The 17,998-nt window shown below is 65.6% G+C and carries 16 protein-coding genes; 8 read left to right on the forward strand and 8 right to left on the reverse strand.

Annotated elements, in window-relative coordinates:
• Positions 1–66: 66 nt before the first annotated feature.
• The 8 genes from phnD (at position 67) to J2126_RS00975 (ending at position 7,265) form a co-directional block, all read left to right on the forward strand.
• Positions 67–1,002 carry a phosphate/phosphite/phosphonate ABC transporter substrate-binding protein gene (gene phnD / locus J2126_RS00940; protein WP_209489735.1) on the forward strand — a complete coding sequence of 312 codons (936 nt, stop codon included), beginning with the start codon at positions 67–69 and terminating at the stop codon, positions 1,000–1,002.
• Between the two features lie 37 nt (positions 1,003–1,039).
• Positions 1,040–1,894 (forward strand): phosphonate ABC transporter ATP-binding protein, encoded by an 855-nt coding sequence (phnC, locus tag J2126_RS00945; protein WP_209483263.1) that lies wholly within the window; start codon positions 1,040–1,042, stop codon positions 1,892–1,894.
• On the forward strand, positions 1,891–2,697 hold the full coding sequence (gene phnE, locus J2126_RS00950) for a phosphonate ABC transporter, permease protein PhnE (RefSeq protein WP_149577652.1): 807 nt from the start codon (positions 1,891–1,893) through the stop codon (positions 2,695–2,697). The genes phnC and phnE (J2126_RS00950) overlap by 4 nt, the downstream gene beginning before the upstream one ends.
• The gene (gene phnE / locus J2126_RS00955; protein ID WP_012115937.1) at positions 2,697–3,515 is read left to right on the forward strand and encodes a phosphonate ABC transporter, permease protein PhnE; all 819 of its coding nucleotides are present in this window, start codon (positions 2,697–2,699) and stop codon (positions 3,513–3,515) included. The genes phnE (J2126_RS00950) and phnE (J2126_RS00955) overlap by 1 nt, the downstream gene beginning before the upstream one ends.
• A gap of 17 nt (positions 3,516–3,532) precedes the next feature.
• On the forward strand, positions 3,533–3,967 hold the full coding sequence (gene arsC, locus J2126_RS00960) for an arsenate reductase (glutaredoxin) (RefSeq protein ID WP_012115938.1): 435 nt from the start codon (positions 3,533–3,535) through the stop codon (positions 3,965–3,967).
• A gap of 121 nt (positions 3,968–4,088) precedes the next feature.
• Complete coding sequence (locus J2126_RS00965) at positions 4,089–4,493, forward strand: PadR family transcriptional regulator (protein ID WP_041575984.1); 405 nt, start codon at positions 4,089–4,091, stop codon at positions 4,491–4,493.
• Positions 4,494–4,554: 61 nt separating this feature from the next.
• Positions 4,555–5,970: an FAD-dependent oxidoreductase gene (locus J2126_RS00970; RefSeq protein WP_209483264.1), complete on the forward strand. Its 1,416-nt coding sequence runs from the start codon at positions 4,555–4,557 to the stop codon at positions 5,968–5,970.
• A complete protein-coding gene (locus J2126_RS00975; RefSeq protein ID WP_149577654.1) occupies positions 5,967–7,265 on the forward strand; it encodes an MFS transporter in 1,299 nt (432 codons plus the stop codon). The genes J2126_RS00970 and J2126_RS00975 overlap by 4 nt, the downstream gene beginning before the upstream one ends.
• A 306-nt stretch (positions 7,266–7,571) precedes the next feature.
• Here the strand turns inward: J2126_RS00975 and J2126_RS00980 are convergent, their stop codons facing one another.
• From J2126_RS00980 to J2126_RS01015, 8 genes are all read right to left on the reverse strand, one after another.
• Positions 7,572–8,783, reverse strand: coding sequence for a ZIP family metal transporter (locus J2126_RS00980; RefSeq protein ID WP_149577655.1), 1,212 nt, complete (start codon positions 8,781–8,783; stop codon positions 7,572–7,574).
• The gene (locus J2126_RS00985) at positions 8,780–9,910 is read right to left on the reverse strand and encodes a multicopper oxidase domain-containing protein (RefSeq protein ID WP_149577656.1); all 1,131 of its coding nucleotides are present in this window, start codon (positions 9,908–9,910) and stop codon (positions 8,780–8,782) included. Before J2126_RS00985 ends, J2126_RS00980 begins: the two co-directional genes overlap by 4 nt.
• A gap of 582 nt (positions 9,911–10,492) precedes the next feature.
• A complete protein-coding gene (locus J2126_RS00990) occupies positions 10,493–13,669 on the reverse strand; it encodes an efflux RND transporter permease subunit (protein WP_149577657.1) in 3,177 nt (1,058 codons plus the stop codon).
• Positions 13,666–15,087 carry an efflux RND transporter periplasmic adaptor subunit gene (locus J2126_RS00995; RefSeq protein WP_149577658.1) on the reverse strand — a complete coding sequence of 474 codons (1,422 nt, stop codon included), beginning with the start codon at positions 15,085–15,087 and terminating at the stop codon, positions 13,666–13,668. Before J2126_RS00995 ends, J2126_RS00990 begins: the two co-directional genes overlap by 4 nt.
• A complete protein-coding gene (locus J2126_RS01000) occupies positions 15,084–15,491 on the reverse strand; it encodes a FixH family protein (protein ID WP_149577659.1) in 408 nt (135 codons plus the stop codon). Before J2126_RS01000 ends, J2126_RS00995 begins: the two co-directional genes overlap by 4 nt.
• Before the next feature lie 131 nt (positions 15,492–15,622).
• Positions 15,623–16,099: a hypothetical protein gene (locus J2126_RS01005; RefSeq protein ID WP_232847562.1), complete on the reverse strand. Its 477-nt coding sequence runs from the start codon at positions 16,097–16,099 to the stop codon at positions 15,623–15,625.
• Positions 16,100–16,280: 181 nt separating this feature from the next.
• The gene (locus tag J2126_RS01010) at positions 16,281–17,348 is read right to left on the reverse strand and encodes a helix-turn-helix domain-containing protein (RefSeq protein ID WP_209483269.1); all 1,068 of its coding nucleotides are present in this window, start codon (positions 17,346–17,348) and stop codon (positions 16,281–16,283) included.
• 3 nt (positions 17,349–17,351) lie between these two features.
• Positions 17,352–17,993: a hypothetical protein gene (locus J2126_RS01015; protein ID WP_209483271.1), complete on the reverse strand. Its 642-nt coding sequence runs from the start codon at positions 17,991–17,993 to the stop codon at positions 17,352–17,354.
• Positions 17,994–17,998: the final 5 nt, after the last annotated feature.

The following is a 17,998-nucleotide window of genomic DNA, read 5'->3' on the forward strand; positions in this document are numbered from 1 at the left end:
TACTGAAGATGCGATCCAATCGGAGATGAAGCCATGTCGCTCCTGCGCTCCCTGACCTGTGCCGCCATGCTCGCGGCGACCATGCTGGCGCCGTCCTTTGCCCAGGCCGAATTCAAGCTCGACCCGCGCTTTTCCGACACCAATGGCGACATGGTGGCCGATACCCCGTCGGACCCGGCGAAGCAGCTCGACCCCGACACCCTCATCTTCGCCTATACCCCGGTGGAGGACCCCGCAGTCTATGCGAAGGTGTGGGCCGAATTCCTCGACCATCTCGCCAAGGTGACGGGCAAGAAGGTGCAGTTCTTCCCCGTGCAGTCCAATGCCGCGCAGCTGGAAGCCATGCGCGCCGGGCGCCTGCATGTGGCCGGCTTCAACACCGGCTCCAATCCCATCGCCGTCGCCTGCTCCGGCTTCGTGCCGTTCGCCATGATGGCCTCCAAGGACGGTGCCTACGGCTACGAGATGGAGATCATCACCTATCCCGGCTCCGGCATCACCAAGGTCGAGGACATCAAGGGGAAGAAGATGGCCTTCACCTCGGAGACCTCCAATTCCGGCTACAAGGCGCCGTCCGCGCTGCTGCGCTCGCAGTTCGGCATGGAGGCGGGCAAGGATTACGAACCCGCCTTCTCCGGCAAGCACGACAATTCCATCATCGGCGTCGCCAACGAGGATTATCCGGCAGCGGCCGTCGCCAATTCGGTGATGAAGCGCATGATCGCCCGCGGCGTGATCAAACCCGAGCAGGTGGTGACGATCTACAAGTCGCAGACCTTCCCCACCACCGGCTATGGCTATGCCTACAATCTGAAGCCCGAGCTCGCCGCCAAGGTGAAAGAGGCGTTCTTCAGCTTCAATTGGGATGGCACCGGCCTGCAGAAGGAGTTCAAGTCCGCCGAGCCGCCGCAGGAGAAGTTCATCCCCATCACCTTCAAGGACACCTGGGCGGTGGTGCGGCAGATCGACGACGCCATGGGCGTCAGCTACACCTGCAAATAGGCTCCGGCGGTAGGCCCGGCATGAGTGAGACTGCGGGATGCTGACCATCGCCGGCCTGTCGAAGCGTTATGCCAAGGGGGACAAGGCCCTCGACGATGTCTCGCTCGGCATCCCCGCCGGCCAGGTGGTGGGCCTGATCGGTCCGTCGGGGGCAGGCAAGTCCACCCTCATCCGCTGCATGAACCGGCTGGTGGAGCCCACGTCCGGCTCCATCCGCCTCGGCGACACCGAGATCACCCGCCTCGGAGGCATGGGCCTGCGGCGCGCGCGGCGGCGCATGGGCATGATCTTCCAGGAATATGCCCTGGTGGAGCGCCTCACGGTGATGGAGAACGTGCTCTCCGGCCGGCTCGGATACGTGGGCTTCTGGCGCGCCTTCCTGCGCCGGTTTCCCCAGGCCGACGTTGACCGGGCCTTCGCCGTGCTCGACCGCGTTGGCCTGATGGATCACGTGGACAAGAGGGCGGACGAGCTGTCCGGCGGCCAGCGCCAGCGCGTCGGCATCGCCCGCGCTCTGGTGCAGGAGCCGGACATCATGCTAGTGGACGAGCCCACCGCCAGCCTCGACCCCAAGACCTCGCGCCAGATCATGCGCCTCATCGTCGAGGTGTGCGCCGAGCGCCGGCTCGCCGCCATCGTCAACATCCACGACGTGGCGCTGGCGCAGATGTTCGTCCAGCGCATCATCGGCCTCAAGGCCGGGCGCACCGTGTTCGACGGCCCTCCGGAGGCACTCGACACCGATGTGCTCACCGCCATCTATGGCGAGGAGGACTGGTCGCGCACCATCCGCGAGGCGGAGGATGATGCGGTGGAAGAAGCCGCCGCCGAGGATGCGGTCCGTGTCCTGCGGGTCCAGGCCACGCCATCCGCCGTGGCGAGGACGCTGTGAGCGCTGTGTCCGTTCCGGCGCACCGCTGGCGGCCGCCGCCGCTCGTCGCCAATCCCTGGCTGCGCTATGCACTCATCGGCGGCGCGGCGCTCTATCTGGCGCTCGCCCTCGGCAGCGTCGAGGTCAACTGGGCACGCCTGTCGGACGGCTGGGCGCGCGGGTTGCGCTTCATCTCCGGCTTCCTGGAGCCGAACTTCTCCCGGCGCTGGGACGACATCATCCAGGGCATGATCGAGAGCCTGACCATGACGGTGACCTCCACCGTGGTGGGCATCGCCATCTCGGTTCCCATCGGCATCGGCGCCGCCCGCAACGTGGTGCCGCGCGGGGTCTATTTCGCTTGCCGGGCCATCATCGCCGTGTCGCGGTCCCTGCAGGAGATCATCGTCGCCATATTGCTGGTGGCCATGGTGGGCTTCGGGCCGTTCGCGGGCTTCCTCACCCTGTCGTTCGCCACCATCGGCTTCCTCTCCAAGCTGCTGGCCGAGGACATCGAGGACATCGACCCCGCCCCTGTGGAGGCGATCCGCGCCACCGGGGCGCCCTGGCCATCGCTGATCGCCTTTGGGGTGCTGCCGCAGGTGGCGCCGCGCCTCCTCGGGCTTTCGCTCTACCGGCTCGACATCAATTTCCGCGAATCCGCGGTGGTGGGCATCGTCGGCGCGGGCGGCATCGGTGCCACGCTCAACACCGCTATCGATCGTTACGAGTTCGACAGCGCCGCCGCCATCCTCATCCTCATCATCGCCATCGTGATGGCGAGCGAATATGTCTCCGGCCTCGTGCGCGGGCCGGTGAAATAATGCCGGTCATAGCCCTCCCCGAAGGCCGCCGGTCCTGGCAACGGCGCACTTCGCGCGGCCAGATCGCCGTGTGGTTCGGCTGGCTTCTCGCCGTGGCCTTCACCGTGTTCTGCTGGCGGGTGATGACGGAAGGCACCATCTGGGCCTTCGTCTGGGATGCCCCCACCCAGGCCGCCGACATCGGCGCGCGCATGGTCCCGCCGCGCTGGTCCTATTTCCCGGCACTGCTCAAGCCGCTTTGGGACACGCTCAACATTGCCACCCTCGGCACGCTCATCGCCATCGTGCTGTCGGTGCCGGTGGCCTTCCTCGCGGCACGCAACACCACGCCTAGCGCCGCCTTCGTGCGGCCGCTGGCGCTGTTCGTCATCGTCGCCTCGCGCTCCATTAATTCCATCATCTGGGCGCTGCTGCTGGTGGCGATCCTGGGTCCGGGCGTGCTGGCCGGCATCATCGCCATCGCGCTCAGGTCCATCGGCTTCATCGGCAAGCTGCTCTACGAGGCCATCGAGGAAATCGACGAGAGCCAGGTGGAGGCGATCCGCGCTACCGGCGCCTCGGGCGCCCAGACCCTCGCCTACGGGATCGTGCCGCAGATCATGCCCGCCTTCGCCGGCATCAGCGTGTTTCGCTGGGACATCAACATCCGCGAATCCACGGTGCTCGGCCTGGTTGGCGCGGGCGGGATAGGACTCAACCTGGAAAGCTCGCTCAATACGCTGGCGTGGCCGCAGGTGACGCTGATCCTCATGGTGATCCTCGCCACCGTGGTGGTGAGCGAATGGGTGTCCGCCAAGGTCCGCCACGCCATCATCTGATCTTCGGAGCCTGAACGATGACTGAGCATTCCCTTGTCACCATCTGGCACAATCCGGCCTGCGGCACATCGCGCAACACGCTCGCCCTGATCCGCAACGCCGGTATCGAGCCGACGATCGTCGAATATCTCAAGACCCCGCCCGCGCGGGAAGAGGTCGCCGCCGCCATCGCCGCGGCGGGCCTCACGGTGCGCGCCGCGACCCGCCAGAAGGGCACACCCTATGCCGAACTCGGCCTCGACGATCCCGCCCTCACCGACGACACTCTGCTCGATGCCATGATGGCCCACCCCATCCTCATTAACCGGCCGTTCGTCTTCACCCCGCTCGGGGCGCGGCTGTGCCGGCCGTCGGAAAGGGTCCTGGACATCCTGCCCGCGCCGCAGAAAGGGCCGTTTACGAAGGAGGATGGAGAGGTGGTGATCGATGCCGAGGGACGGCGCGTTTGCTGACGCGGGGAGCGCTTTCAAGTATGCCTTGATGATTGACACATTGATGATCGATGTATAGCCTTCCTGCATGTCTCGAACCTCTCCATCGGCCACCCCATCCGTTCCGCCGTCGCCCGCCCCGGTGCCGAAGCCCGGGCCCGATTTCCTGAGCCGTGCCTACTGGAACGGCACCATCAAGATGAGCCTGTCCAAATTCTTCATTCTGTGCGTGCTGCATCAGCGGCCCATGCACGGATACGACGTGGCAAGGGCAGTCGAGGCAACGACGAACGGCTGCTGTTCCCCTGCAGAGGGCACCATCTATCCGGTGCTGCGGGAGTTCGAGGAGGGCGGATACGTCACCGCTGCAAGCGAGGTGGTCTCGGGCCGCGAGCGCAAGGTCTACACCCTCACGGACAAGGGCCGCGCCGCCTTCAAGGTGGCGGTGGAGGCCTGGATGGACGTAACGCGCTGTCTGGTCGACGCGGAGAAGATGATCGCCGGCGCGCCGGACAAAGTCGGGAGCACTCCGGGATGCTGCCCCTGACCCGCATTCATTTGCCCTTAAGCATCGCTCGTCAATGGATCGACCATCGGAGTCTCCCGTCATGACCGGATCGCTACCCGTCGCTATCATCGGAGCCGGCCCCGTGGGGCTTGCCGCCGCGGCGCATCTGCTGGCCCGCGGCCTCGCGCCTCTCGTCTTCGAGCGCGGCGCCGGCGTCGGCACCTCGCTCAAGGCCTGGGGCCACGTGCGGGTGTTCTCGCCCTGGGGCTACAACATCGACGCGGCCGCCCGCACGCTGCTGGAGGAAACCGGCTGGAGCGCGCCGAACCCCAAGGCCCTGCCGCTCGGCGGGGAGATCGTGCGGCACTATCTCGAGCCGCTGGCGGCTCATCCCGCCCTTGCGCCCCACCTGCGGTTCGGGGCACAGGTGAGCGCCATCGCCCGCCACGGCCTCGACAAGATGTCATCCGAGGGGCGCGCGGACACGCCGTTCGCGATCTGCTGGCGCGACGCGAACGGCGCTGAGCACCGTTCGCTCGCCCGTGCCGTCATCGACGCCTCCGGCACCTGGAGCCAGCCCAACCCCATGGGCGCGGACGGCCTGCCGGTGCCCGGCGAGGAAGAGGCAGCCGCGCATGTCGCCTATGGCATTCCCGACGTGTCCGGCGCTGAGCGCGAGACCTATTCCGGCCGGCGCGTGCTGGTGGTGGGCTCCGGCCATTCGGCCATCAATGTGGTGCTCGATCTTCTCCGCCTGCAGGAGGCGGCGCCAACGACCCGCGTCACCTGGGCGCTTCGGCGCAACCGCATGGAGAAGCTGCTGGGCGGCGGCCTCAACGACGCGCTGCCCGCCCGCGGTGCCCTCGGCCTTGCGGCGACGCAGGCCATCGCCGCCGGCCGGCTCGATGTCCTCGCGCCGTTCGCGGCGGAGCGGATTGTCGGCGGCGCGGCGGGGCTGGACGTGTCCGGCCGTCTCGGCACGGAGCCCTGGACCAGGACCGTGGACCGGATCGTGGTGGCCACCGGCTTTCGCCCCGACCTTGCCGTGCTGCGCGAGGTGCGCGTCGCCCTCGATCCCGCCGTCGAGGCACCGCCGGCCCTCGCGCCGCTGATCGACCCGAACCTGCATTCGTGCGGCACCGTCCCGCCCCATGGCGCGGCGGAGCTGGCCCACCCCGAGCCGGGCTTCTACATCGTCGGCTCCAAGTCCTACGGCCGCGCCCCCACCTTCCTGATGGCCACGGGCTATGAGCAGGTCCGCTCCATCGCGGCGGAGATCGCCGGCGATCACGACGCGGCGCGCAGTGTCCATCTGGTGCTGCCGGAGACCGGCGTCTGCAGCGCCGCACCGGCGACGGCAGGGGCATCCGGCTGTTGTGGTGGGCCTGCGCCTCGGGACGCCGATGCCTGCTGCGCGGACGATGCCCAGGCCAAGGCGGAAGGCAAGGACGGCTGCGGCTGCGATACCGCCGCGCCGCAGGCCGAGGCGCCACCCCGCCGCGGGACGGCCGCGTGACCAGCGGCCTGAGCGGCGAACTCGCGCAACCGGCGCCAGCGCGCCCGCTTTCCGGCCGCAGCCTGTTCATCACCGGCCTCGGCATTGGCCAGATCTGCTCCTGGGGATCGCTCTACTACAGCTTTCCCCTGATAGCGGAGGCCATGGAGCGCGACCTCGGCTGGTCGAAGCCGGATCTGTTCGGCGCCGCGACGCTCGGCCTCGCCCTCGGGGGCATGGCCGCCTTCCCCGTGGGCGCCGCCGTCGACAAAGGCCACGGCAGGTGGGTGATGGCGGCGGGAGCCGGCCTCGCCGGCCTCTGCCTCCTTGCCTGGTCGCAGGTGCAGCAGCTCTGGCTGTTCTATAGCCTGATGGCCGCCATCGGCGTCCTCCAGGCGGCAACCCTTTATGAGCCGGCGTTCGCGGTGGTGGCGCGCAGGACCGGAGCGGCCGGCGCCCGGGCCGGCATTACCGCGCTCACCCTATGGGGCGGATTTGCCTCCACGGTCTTCATTCCGCTGATCCAGATCCTGCTGGATCTGGCGGGCTGGCGTGGCGCACTGGTGGCGCTCGGCGCCGTGAACCTCGTGGTGTGCGCGCCGCTCTATGCCGCGGTGATCCGGCCCGCGGCCGACCACGCGGCATCGCCGGTCCACGCTCTTGCACTGTCGGGAGCGGGCACCCTGCGGCAGGTCATGGGGCGCGTTGCCCGCCGGCCCACCTTCTGGGCCCTGGCGGTGGCGTTCACCGCCTATGCCGCCACCTTCTCCGCCTTCACCTTCCACCTCTATCCCCTGCTGCTGGAGCGCGGCTTCACGGCGGGCAGCGTGGTGCTGGCCATGGCCATCATCGGCCCAACCCAGGTGGCGGGTCGGATCGCCGTCTCGGTGTTCGCGCCGCGCGCTCCGGTGCGACTCATCGGCAGCTGTGCCGTGCTAGCCTTTCCGGTCGCCATACTCGCCTTGGCGTGGCTGCCACCCAGCTTTGCCCTGGTGGCGGCCATCGTGGCGCTCTACGGCAGCGCCAACGGCATCATGACCATCGTGCGTGGGCTCGCCGTGCCGGAGATGCTGACCCGGCAGGCCTATGGCGCCGTGAACGGCGCGCTGGCGGCGCCCTCGATGCTCGCCCGCGCTTTGGCACCCGCCGGTGCCGCGCTCCTCTGGGCGCAATCCCAGTCTTACGGCGCGGTCCTCTCTGCCATGGCTGCGGGAGGCGTCCTGCTGGCGGGCGCCTTCTGGGCCGCAGCAGCCTTTTCGCGGAACGAGGACATGGAGCGCCACGAGAGGGCTCCTTCTATGCCGGACCGCCGCTAAGCCCCCGCCGCAACACACCCTTCCTGAAAAGAATTAAAGCGGAACAACGCATCCAACACCATCCGGCTTATCAGCGCTCGGCGGCTCACTGCATACGCGCTAAAGCTGCAGGAAACTGATGTGCTCCTCATTTCCCCTGCCAGTTACAAGTTTAGGTCTGGCGGGGTTTGGGTCCTCGTGGGACTGGTTGGCGAACGTCGACGATGGGAGGCCACCGAGGCTCATGTGAAGTCTGACGATATTGTAGTCGATTGCCCGAGCCTCGATGATCCGCCTCACCTCTACAAGTGAGGATGTTTGAAGCGTTCAGATCTTTACGAGCATCGCGGTCACGTACATCAGGCCCGCGCCGGTGGCGAGCCCCGTCATTGCGGCTGGCGTGAAGAACGAAACATGAGTCTCGCCGCTTCTGCGCACTAGTAGCGATCCGACTTCCGCAATCACCTGAAGGATAGCCCCGGCACCGACCGCCAGCGCTAGCGCCGACCACTGCGGCGCGTAGGCAAGGCTGCCGATCCACAGACCTGCGACGGCTGGTCCGCCCGCAAGCAGCGTCAACCCGGCGAAGGTCCAAAGTGGTGGGCGTACTTTCAGTATCGGCGCGGCAATGCCGATGCCTTCCGTGATGTTGTGCAACGTAAAGCCGAGCACCAGAAAAATACCGAGATCCGCCGCTCCGGAGGCGAAAGAAGCGCCGATGGCAAGGCCTTCGCCGAGATTGTGCAATCCTATCCCCAGCGCAATGAAGGTCGATAGGGCCAGCCCGGTCGGTGTGCCACGGCTGCGGCCGACAGCCATCAGCAAGAGGAAACTCCCCATAGTGGTGAGGATGACCATCACCGGTCCCTGGAACAAGGCGGCGGCCTCGCCGGCAAGTTCGAGCGCTTCAGCAACTGCATCAATCACGAGGAAAGCGAGAAGCCCCACCGTCAATGCGAGTAGGAAGTCCATGCCGTTGCGGCCAACGCCACGGAGAACTGGGTAGAACATGAGGCCGATAGCGACGGGAAGGATGCCGACAAAGACGCCAAGGGCAGCCTGGGATACGAAGCTCATCGAATCCACGGTCGGTGTCGCAACCGCGACGGGGATCTCACGCTTGAACGTGGCGCCGGTGTTGGTGAGGATTTTCACGCCGTGCGCCTCGCCGACCACCCAAGGGAACGGCAACTGAACCCAGGCGGTCGCGCCGCGGGCGATCGGACCCGGCGGTGTCTGCGTAAACTGCCAATAGGCGTCATCGACCTGGACCTGGGCGATCGTCATGGGTTGCGAGCCGCCGGCACGGACCAGTAGGCGAACTCCATCGGAACCTAGGATCGTCCGCTCGAAGGTCAGCTTCTCGACCGGCGGTGCGCCGTTGCGAAAGCTCGATAACGGATCGGTCCCAATCAACCACGCCATCGCGAGACCAAGCACGGTAAACGGGATAGCGATCCAGAACAACGAGGCTCGACCCGGACGCCCGACTGGAAGTGTTGTCGCAGCATTGGAAGGGGGCCGCCCAGCTTGGTTCATGATACGGTCTCCACGACATCGAACATGCCCACCCAACCGAGTTCGGTGAACTCCGACTGATGCGGGTGGAACATGTAGAGACCGGGCTCGTGCTCCGTGAAATGGAACTCAAGGATGCCGCGCTCGGCTTGGCATTGGGTGATGAGGTCGACGGTCTTCAGGGTCGGGGTCAAGGTCGTGCCTTGATTGAAGTATTCAAAGAAATTAGCATGCAAATGAAAAGAATTTATCGGATCGAACTCGATCACATTGATAAGGTAGACGCGAACCGGTTTGTCTCTAAGGATCTTGATGGGTTTTTTTGCATAGGCATGGGCTACCGTATTGACAGCATAGACCTCGTTCTTGCCGTCGAAATTGGTATCGAATGCATTCATAACCATTACGAGTTCTTGCCACTCGGCATTCTCCGCCGTGCCGAGCAGGCGTGAGCGGGCAACTGCCTCATATTCGGGATGGCGAGTGGGATCCGGGTCGATGACGAAGGCTCCGTACATGCCCTTGTGAATATGCCGCTTCAGCGGCAGAGCGTGACAGTGATAGAGGTGACATCCGAAAGGCAGTGCATCAAACTCGTAGACAAACTCCTCGCCCGGAGCGACTAGCCCTGCGCCTGGAACGCCATCCATCCGCGCCGCATGGATGCCATGAAAATGCATCGAATGAGGATGCGAGCCGTAGTTTTTGAAGACGATCCTCAGCCGCTCACCTTCGGTCGCGCGCAGTGACGGGCCGGGCACCCGGCCATTATAGGTCCAGGCCAGAAACATGATGCCGGGGGCGATCTCGATCTCCTTGTCCTCGGCGGTGATCTCGAAGGTTCTTAGCGTCCGCCCATCCGGAAGCTGGGACACAGTGCCTCTATCCCAGTCGGTCAGAAGCTTGGTCGGATCGAAGCCATTACGAGCTTCGTCGACCTCGCCCACCGTGATCATCGCACCATGGGGTCCGCTGTGGGCTGAGGCCAGCTTTGCTTCAGCGCCGACAGTTCCTGCATGCGAAGCGTGTCCTGACTGCGCTAGAGCACCAGTCATACCTATCGCTGCGCCGCTGGCAGCCGCTAGCCCGCCTCCCAGCACCACGCGCCGGCTCAGCCGTTTACGTAACCAAGCTGGCACTTTGATCATATGCATCGCTTTCTGCAAATGCGAATTAGTCGCATATAAATAGCATAAGCTACAATTGGTGGCCATTGCCAATTGACGTCGAGAAGGGCTTCCTCCTCTCCGCAACATGGGCGCCAACTTCCGCCATATCGCAGAAGATCAGGCAATCGGGGCATGCCGAGTCTAGCCTTGAGGGGCGCGAGGTTGGCTGCCTCGATCAGGTCCGGAAATCCGACTGCCCTCACATAGGCAAGCCAACCGCTACGATGGCCACAGTTCGGATCGCGGGTCACGGTCATCTTGTGCGATGTCTCGGCCGCCCAGAGGCGCGATAGCACGAGCATAGAAGTCGCCTATGTGGCGCCGATCACCAACTCACGGTGTGCTGCGAAAAGCTCGGCTGTCACGGCGCTTCTCCTTTCGCTGGCTGTTTCCTCGCGTCCGGCTTCCGATCGAAGCTGCGCATGACGCTCCTCACCGAAAGAAGACGTATTTCGTGAGGGCGGCGATCACCAGCACCAAGACGAGGATGCCGATCAGGCCGGCAAGGCCCATGCCCCATCCCATGGATCCGATCATGTCGTGCATCATTGGAACCTCCTCTCATTTGGCGGCAGCCTTGAGGCCGGCTGGCCCCTGTTCGATTGCCCTCTCGTCGGCGGTGACGGTCCGCGGCAACCGCCAGCCTTTGATCAGTCCATAGACAGCGGGGATCACGACCAGCGTCAGCACCGTCGACGAGACCATGCCGCCGATCATCGGCACCGCGATGCGCTGCATCACCTCCGAACCGGTGCCGGTGCTCCACAGGATTGGGACGAGGCCGGCCGTGATGGCGATGACCGTCATCATCTTCGGCCGCACCCGCTCGACGGCACCGAGCATGATCGCCTGGTGGAGGTCGATCCGAGTGAAAGGCCGCCCTTCCGCCTCCCGCTCGGCCTTCAGTTCCGCCATCGCCTGCTCGAGATAGATCAGCATGATGACGCCGGTCTCGGCGGCGACGCCGGCGAGCGCGATGAAGCCGACCGCCACGGCAACCGACATGTTGAAGCCAAGCCACCACATCAGCCAGATGCCGCCCACCAGTGCGAAGGGCAGCGACAGCATGACGATGAGCGTTTCCGTCAGGGCCCGGAAGTTGAGGTAGAGGAGCAGGAAAATGACCAGCAACGTCACCGGCACGACGATCTTCAGCCGCGCTTCGGCGCGCTGCAGATATTCGAACTGGCCGCTCCACGAGACGTAGGTGCCTTGCGGCAGCTTCACCTCGTTCGCCACCGCCGCTTGAGCCTCCGCGACATAGCCGCCAAGGTCGCGGCCGGCGATGTCGACGAAGACATAGACCGCGAGCTGGCCGTTCTCGGTACGGATCGAGGTCGCGCCGCGCGTGAGCTCGACCTTGGCGACTTCGCCGAGCGGCACCGTGCCGCCGCCCGGCAGCGGCACCTGCACGTCGCGGGCGATTGATTGCGGATCGCTCCGGAAGTCGCGCGGATAGCGGATGGTGACGCCATAGCGCTCGCGCCCCTCCACCGTGGTCGTCACCGTCTCGGCCCCGAGCGCGGTCGCGATCACGCTCTGGACGTCGCCGACGGCCAGGCCGTAGCGGCCGAGCGTTTCCCGGTCCGGCACGATGTCGAGATAGTAGCCGCCGATCACGCGCTCGGCATAGGCGCTGGACGTGCCCGGCACGGACCGCAGCACCCGCTCGATCTCGCGGGCGCTCTGCTCCATCTGGGCGAGATCGGTGCCGAACACCTTGACCCCGACCGGAGTGCGGATGCCGGTCGCCAGCATGTCGATGCGGGCGCGGATCGGCATGGTCCAGGCGTTCGACACGCCGGGGAATTGCAGCGCCTGGTCCATCTCGGCCTTCAGGCTGTCGATGGTGACGCCCGGCCGCCATTCGCCCTTCGGCTTCAGATTGATGATGGTCTCGAACATCTCAGTCGGCGCCGGATCGGTCGCGGTCAGTGCTCGCCCGGCCTTGCCATAGACCGAAGCCACCTCCGGGAAGCTCTTGATGATGCGGTCCTGCACCTGCAGCAGCTCGGCGGCCTTGGTGATGGAGATGCCCGGCAAGGTGGTCGGCATGTACATCAACGTGCCCTCGTCGAGGCTCGGCATGAACTCCGAACCGAGCTGGCGTGCCGGCCAGAGCGTCACCCCGAGCACGACAAGCGCGACGAGGATGGTGAGCGTCTTGGCCTTCAGGACGCCGCGGATGACCGGGCGGTAGACCCAGATCAGGAACCGGTTGATCGGGTTCCGGTGCTCCGGAATGATCCGGCCGCGCACGAAGACCACCATGAGCGCGGGCACCAGCGTCACCGATAGAAGGGCCGCGGCCGCCATGGCGAAGGTCTTGGTGAAGGCGAGCGGGCCGAACATCCGGCCTTCCTGCGATTCCAGCGTGAAGATCGGCAGGAAGGAGACGGTGATGACCAGCAGGCTGAAGAACAGCGCCGGACCGACCTGGCTCGCCGCCTCGATCAGGATCTCGACCCGCGGCTTGTCCGGTGGCGCGCGCTCCAGATGCTTGTGGGCGTTCTCGATCATCACGATGGCGGCGTCGATCATGGCGCCCACCGCGATGGCGATGCCCCCCAGGCTCATGATGTTGGAGCCGAGCCCGATCGCCTTCATCGCCGCGAACGCCATCAGGATGCCGACCGGCAGCATCAATATGGCGACCAGCGCGCTGCGCAGATGCAGCAGGAACACCACGCAGACCAGCGCGACGATGATGCTTTCCTCGATCAGCGTGCCCTTCAGCGTCTCGATCGCCCGGCCGATCAGCTCGGATCGGTCATAGACCGGCACGATTTCGGCGCCCTTGGGGAGGCTGGAGGCGATCTCGGCAAGCCGCGCCTTGACGTTCTCGATCACGGTCAGCGCATTGGCACCGAAGCGCTGCAGCACGATGCCGCTGGTGACTTCGCCCTCGCCATTGAGCTCGGTGATGCCGCGTCGCTCATCCGGCCCGATCTCTACGCGGGCCACATCCTTTATCCGCAGCGGCACGCCACGATCGGTCTTCAGCACCACATTCTCGATGTCGGCAATGCCTCGGAGATAACCGCGGCCGCGCACCATGAACTCGAACTCGGAGAGCTCGACGGTGCGGCCGCCGACATCGTTGTTGCTCGCCTTGACGGCGTCGCGCACCCGGTCGAGCGGGATGCCCAGCGCCCGCAACCGGTTCGGATCGACCACGATCGCATACTGCTTGACGAAGCCGCCGACGCTGGCGACCTCGGCGACGCCCTCCGCCTTGGAGGCACCGAAGCGGACCACCCAGTCCTGCAGCGAGCGCAGCTCGGCGAGCGTCATCTCCTTGGCGACGACGGCGTATTGGTAGACCCAGCCGACGCCGGTCGCATCCGGCCCCAGCGTCGGCGTCACCCCCGCCGGCAGGCGCTGCGCGGCGGCATTGAGATATTCCAGCACGCGCGAGCGCGCCCAATAGGGATCGGTGCCGTCCTCGAAGATCACATAGACGAAGGAGACGCCGAAGAAGGAGAAGCCGCGCACCACCTTCGATTTCGGCACCGTCAGCATCGCCGTGGTGAGCGGATAGGTGACCTGGTCCTCGACCACCTGCGGCGCCTGGCCGGGATAGTCGGTGTAGACGATCACCTGCACGTCCGAGAGGTCGGGAATGGCGTCGAGCGGCAGCGTCTTCAGCGCATAAAGCCCGGCGGCGACGGCGAACACCGTACCGACAAAGACCAGCACGAGGTTGCGGGCGGACCAGCCGATGAGGCGGGCGATCATGGCTGCACCTGCGGCGGTGTCAGGCCGCGCAATGCCGCCTTCAGATTGCTTTCGGCGTCGATCAGGAAGTTCGCCGCGACGACGACACGGTCGCCTTCCGCAATGCCCTCGCGGATCTCGGTGAAGCCTTCGCCGCACAGGCCGATCTTCACCTCGCGCGGTTCGAACCGGCCCTCTCCACGATCAATGATCACGACCTGCCGCGTGCCGGTGTCGATCACCGCGCTATCGGGGACAGCAACCACCGGCGCGGCATCGCCTGTGCCGATCTCCACTTCGGCATACATATTGGGAAGCAGAACACCGCCGGGATTGGCGATCTCAATCCGCACTCGCGTGGCCCGCGTTGCTTCACCGACCTGCGGATAGATCAGCGACACACGTCCTTCGAAGGTGCGTCCCGGCAGGCTTCGAGCCCGGATCGTCACCGGCGCGCCGAGCCGGACGGCCCCAAGATCGAACTCCGGCACATCTGCCAGTACCCAGATGGTCGAAATGTCCGCGAGGCGGAACAGCACATCACCCGGCGCTGCCTTCATGCCGTCGACGACATTGCGTTCGAGCACGACGCCATCGCGCGGCGCACGCCACGTCATCGACAGCGGCACCTTGCGCGTCCGCTCGATCTCGGCGATCGCCTCGGGTGGCAGGCCAAGATTCTCCAGGCGCTGGCGGGCGCCTCCGAGAGCACTGTCGCGGCCGCCAATGTTGAGATCGGTGAGGAGCTGGGCGCCGGCGGTGGCAATGTCCGGCGCATAGAGCCGGAGCAGCATCTGGCCCTTCGTCACCCGGTCGCCCGTGGTGACGTTCGCCACCTCGTTGATGAAAGCGTCGCTCCGGGTGGCGACCACGGAGATGCGCCGCTCGTCGAGCTGGACGGTTCCCGGCACCCGCACCAGCCTGCCGACGACACGCTGCGCTGCCAGCTCGGATCGCACGCCGGTCCGCTGGAGTTTTCCAAGCGACACCCGCACGACCGAGCCGCCATCATCCTCGCCTTCATAGACGGGGATGTAGTCCATCCCCATCGAATCCTTCTTCGGCACCGGCGAGGTGTCCGGCAGACCCATCGGATTGCGGTAGTAGAGGATGCGTCGCGGGCCTGCCTGCCCGGTCGCCTCGGCCGTCGCCGGCGGCCTGTCCTCGAAGCTGACATCCTCGCCGGCGCGGACGGCACGGAAAGCCCGGCCATCCCCGGTCCGGCGTGGCGTTGCCGAATAGGCGGGCTCGCGGTCGGGATCCTGATAATAGATCACCGCTCCGGTGCCGGTCGGCTCAGCCGCCGCAAGGGTCGCCTCGACACCAAGCCATTCGCGCAGGCCGGCCACCGGAAGACCCCGGATGCCAGCCCAGTAGCCTCCGGCCCCCGCCGCCACAACGGCGGCGAGGGCGAGGCCCGTAAGGGCGACCCGTTTCACGGTACGGCCTTCAGGACCAGCTTGTTCTCGATCGTGCCGGTCTCACCCTGGATCTTGGCACCGAGCGAAAGCCGCCAGCCGCCAGCCATCATCAGATTGGTCTTGAAGCGATAGACACCCGGCTCGGTCGACGGCAGAGCCTCGATCGGCGCTGCCATCGTCTCCATGCCGTCAGGCGCCATGTCGATCCGGGTCGCGAAGATGACGGCGTCGGGGACCGCCTTGCCGGATCGCTTGTCGACGAGTCGGACTGCGACGATGGCGCCGTTGCCCTGCTTGATGTCCGTCTGAACGAGCCGGAACTCGTAGTCCGTGATGTCGGCACGCGCCGATGAGAGAGCCGCGACGGAAAGCGCGGCCACGAGCGCCGCCGCAGCGGCGCGCTTCATAGAAGAGGTCGTCATAGTTTGAAAATCCTAGATTCATCGGAGCGCCGTGCGCATGGCCCGGCGTTGCGCGGCCTACGGCCACGCGCTCTCGGCCGCCCGAGCCTCGCGGGGGCGGCACGAACCGGCGCGCAAACGCCGGCGATGTTCTAGGTTCGCGGAGGTCGGGCTGGGGGCTCTATCGCGAGCGCGTCGCCCATGACGTCACTGCCCGGGCGGAGGGCATCGCCCTCGGCCCGCAGAACGAAGGCCAGGCGTGAAAGCATTGGTGCCACCGAGAAGCACTTGGCCATGCACAATGCCATCAATGGGCAGGTCTTCTGGCAGTCGGGAATCGCCGGCGTCTCATGCGGACAACACGGCATGTCGTCCGCCATTTCGGGCATGGACATATCAACGGCGGCCGCCATGGCGGCCCCGTTCACCGGTGCGGTGAACGATCCGGCAACAAGCCCTACGATCGCAAGGATCGGGAGCAGCCTGTGGAGCCAAGTGGCGACCTTCATGCAGCGCAACATGTCATAGGCGAGGCGTTCTGGGAATGCGAGCAGCGGTACGAAGCTGTCACAGGTTCGTGGCAAATGGACGTCGCTGCCCTTCTCAGGATGAGTGAGTGCGTCGCGCACGCACGCACCCGGCGAAGGAAAGGCATCGGAACTGCCGTCGCCGGATCACATCTCGGGGATGGTCACGCGGCGCCAAGCAGGATCACCTCCAGCGGTAGCCTCAAGCGCAAAGAGACCACGCCATACGAAGAGAGCTCGGGGCGTGGCCGCTCGATGGAATCCGCGACACTTCCGGGCTCAATCACGGAACTAGCCGGAGAGATGAACCACCGACGGATGGCGGATTCACATCGCCGGTAAGCCCGAACAGCAGATTGTCGAGTTCTGCCTCGGGGATATCCAGGCGGGCCGCAACGTGCCGGCGTGTCACGCCTTCCCGCCAAAGCTCCGTGAGGACACGGTGCCATATTGCAGATCGCTCCGACGGGAGACCGTCAGGTTCGTTTGTGCCGAACCGCTTGTTTATCTGGATGCAGAAGGTCCGGTAGTTCCAATCGGAGATCCGGCCGATCCGGTGAAGCCGGTGCGCGAGTGCCGCTACGGACACGCCCCACCGCTTCTTTGCGAGCACCAATTGATCGAGACTTCGGACGAATGGGATCGTCGCCACGACGTCGTCGTGAGGCATCAGGAACGACGATGCAAACGCATGTGCCTCGAGCTCGGCAGCGCGCCCTTGATTGGGACCGCCGTGCTTGTGCAGGACGAGGTGAGCCAGCTCATGAGCGGCGTCGAACCGGCTGCGCTCTGTGGTCTTGAAGGTGTTGAGGAAGACATACGGCTCGCCATCATGCCAACAGGAAAAGGCATCCACATTCTTCGTGTTCTCGGCCAGCGAGAAGACGCGAACGCCCTTCGTCTCAAGCAGCTTGATCATATGCGAGATCGGCCGCTCGCCGATCGCCCAATGCTGGCGCAGCGCACGTGCGGCTCCAGCGGGATCGCGTTCATGGCTGAGGTCGAGCAGGTCTGGCTGAGGCAGAACGAACCTTTCCCGCACCCAGGCTGACATCTCGAAGGCCAGTGAGCCGGCGGCGAGCGCCGCATCGCGCTCTCGCGCCGACATCGCCGTGAGGCTCCGGAAGCTGGCGGCATCAGCGCTGATCGGAGCCGCGTCGTCCCGGAAGAAGAACTCCCGCGGGAATCCCAGCGCGCGCACCAAGCCGTCGACCGTGTCTTCATCCGGAATCTGCTGCCCGTTGACGACACGCGACAAGGTGACCGGCGATATGCCAGCCCGCTCGGCGAGAGCCTTGGCGGTCAACCGTTGCCGCTTTCGCGCGAGCTCCATTCTGCCAATGTTGAACATGGCCTAGCGACGCAAAACAGCAGGCTCGAACTCGATGCCATCCGGACGATCGCTATCAACGATGACATCCGCCGGCCATTCACCACCACCGAGGATGAAGATGCGCTCGATAAAGCCCTCGAAATTGCCGCCGGAAATGCCCGAAGGCAGCGACAGCTCGGCACGGACATCACCACCTTGAACCGACACGCAGAAGAACCATACGCCGGTCTGGAGCTCCGCGAGGCTCTGATCCCGCGCCGCTGACATCTCCTCCTCCGGGAACAGTCCCGCCTGTCCCACCGCAATGATGCGGTCAGCACCGGAACCTTTTCCGGACACTGCCTGCGGCTTGTGCAGCGTGTCGGCCGCGAGATCGACGCTCTGGTACACGACCTTCAGCGGCCGGTCGGGATGTTTGACCGATTCGACGTTGTTCTCGCGGTAGCGGACCCATTCGTGGGCCAGGAAGACCTGCCGCACATAGCGGGTGCCATAGATATACGCTAGCAGCCCTTCGGCCGAGGCGGGATCGTCCAACGTCGCGTCCGAGCGAGCAGCGACCACGCCGCGCACGACCTCAAGCAGTTCCTGACGCGTGACGCCGAACTCGGCGAGGCGAGCGTCAACTTCAGGATGATCGGCAAGCACGCGAACCGCAGCCATCGAAT

The organism is Xanthobacter flavus (assembly GCF_017875275.1).
Taxonomy (GTDB): domain Bacteria; phylum Pseudomonadota; class Alphaproteobacteria; order Rhizobiales; family Xanthobacteraceae; genus Xanthobacter; species Xanthobacter flavus_A.